Source organism: Streptomyces sp. RP5T, from assembly GCF_003933965.1.
GTDB lineage: Bacteria > Actinomycetota > Actinomycetes > Streptomycetales > Streptomycetaceae > Streptomyces.
Genome location: NZ_RSAJ01001005.1, coordinates 1 through 1,716, shown reverse-complemented (window position 1 = coordinate 1,716; position 1,716 = coordinate 1). Strand labels below are relative to the sequence as shown.

Genomic DNA, 1,716 nt, shown 5'->3' with positions numbered 1-1,716 from the left:
GTCCGGGGGGCGGGCTTCGCAGGCAGGGGCCGCCTCCGCGCCTCCTGAGCCCGAGGATCCGCACGTCCGGGTGACCGCCGCCGTCCAGGCCGGCCGGCACCAGGAGGCCGACGCGCTCGCCGCGACGTACGAGCAGGCCGCCGGCCGGGCCCACGGTCCCGCCTCCGAGCAGGCCCTGCACTGGTCCGAGGTCCGGGCCGATCTCGCGATGTTCGCCAGGGACTCGGCGCGCAGCTGCCGGATCTGGCTGACGGTGGCCGAGACCCGGCTGGCCGCCGGGCAGGCCCCGGACTCGCCGGGCGTGGAGAAGGCCGTCGACCGGGCCCACCACCAGTGGGGCCAGGTGCGCGACAAGTCCCGGGCCCAGGAACTCGGCGCGCTGCTCGCCCAGTTGCGCACCCGCGTCCCGGGCCGTCGCCCCGGCGCCCTGGAGAACGTGCGCAAGCAGCTGCGGGAGCTTCAGGCCACGCCGTTCTAGCCGAGCATCGCGAGCGCCCCCGACACCAGCGTCCGTACTCCCGGCGCCACCGTCGACAGGTCCGGGGCGAAGTGCGGGCTGTGGTTGCTGGGGACGGCGTCGAACTTCTCCATCAGGTCCGCGCCCGGCGCCGCGTCCCAGGTGGCGGCCGGGGTGCAGGTCACGAACCAGTAGGAGTACGGCAGTTCGCCGAGCGCCAGCTTCGGGAAGTCCTCGCTGCCCATCGCCGGGCCGGAGTCGAAGACGGTGTCGGGGCCGAAGACCTCGCGGTGCACGGCGGCGATCCGGTGGTCGGTGTCCGGGTCGTTGACCGTGACCGGGAACGAGCCGCCGAGGATGACCTCGGGCTCGCGCGGACACCCGGCCGCATGGCACTCGCCCTCGGCGATCCGGCGGATCGCGGCGAGCATCCGGTCCCGGACCGCCTCGGACTGGGTGCGCAGGTTGAGGGAGATGCGGGCGGTGGCGGGGATGATGTTCGGGGCCGTGCCCGCCTCGATCCGGCCGACGGTCAGGACGGCCGACTCGCGCGGCTTGATCTCCCGGCTGACGACCGTCTGGAGGCGGGTGACGATGTAGGCGGCCGTGACGACCGGGTCGACCGTCGTCTCCGGGCGCGAGCCGTGTCCGCCCCGGCCGTGCACCACGATCTCCACGTCCGTGGTCGCCGACATGATCAGGCCCGGCACGTGCGCGTACAGGCCCGCCGGGCCCGGCACCGCGTGCTGGCCGAGCAGGACGTCCGGGCGCGGGAAACGGTCGTAGAGCCCGTCGGCGACCATCGCGGCCGCCCCGCCGCCGGCCTCCTCGGCGGGCTGGCCCACCAGGAGCAGCGTCCCGGACCAGGCGTCCCGCCCGTCCGCGAGCGCCTTCGCCGCCCCGGCGAGCCAGGCCACGTGCAGGTCGTGGCCGCAGGCGTGCATCACCCCGGGGGTCAGCGAGGCGTACGGCAGCCCGGTCAGCTCCTCGACCGGCAGCGCGTCCATGTCTGCGCGCAGCAGGACGGTGGGCCCGTCGCCGTTGCGCAGCAGGCCCACGACACCGGTGCCGCCGATGCCCTCGGTGGTCTCGAAACCGGCCGCCCGCAGCCGCTCCGCGAGCCGGGCCGCCGTACGGTGCTCCTCGCACGACAGCTCGGGGTGGCGGTGCAGGTCCCGGTAGAAGTCCTCCAGGTCGTGGACCGGGAGCCCGGCGGTGAGATCCAGCGCGGTACGGGCAGCGACAGAGGTCATGCGGGC

General features: G+C 75.2%; 1 protein-coding gene and 1 pseudogene. One reads left to right on the top strand and one right to left on the bottom strand.

The annotated features are described in order from the left end of the window. Window positions 1-478, top strand: a pseudogene (locus EHS43_RS43945) (hypothetical protein); the annotation flags it as partial. On the opposite strand, the gene EHS43_RS43940 reads toward EHS43_RS43945, so the two are convergent. After that, on the bottom strand, window positions 475-1,710 hold the full coding sequence (locus tag EHS43_RS43940; RefSeq protein WP_125195983.1) for an amidohydrolase: 1,236 nt from the start codon (window positions 1,708-1,710) through the stop codon (window positions 475-477). The pseudogene EHS43_RS43945 and the gene EHS43_RS43940 overlap by 4 nt on opposite strands. Window positions 1,711-1,716: the final 6 nt, after the last annotated feature.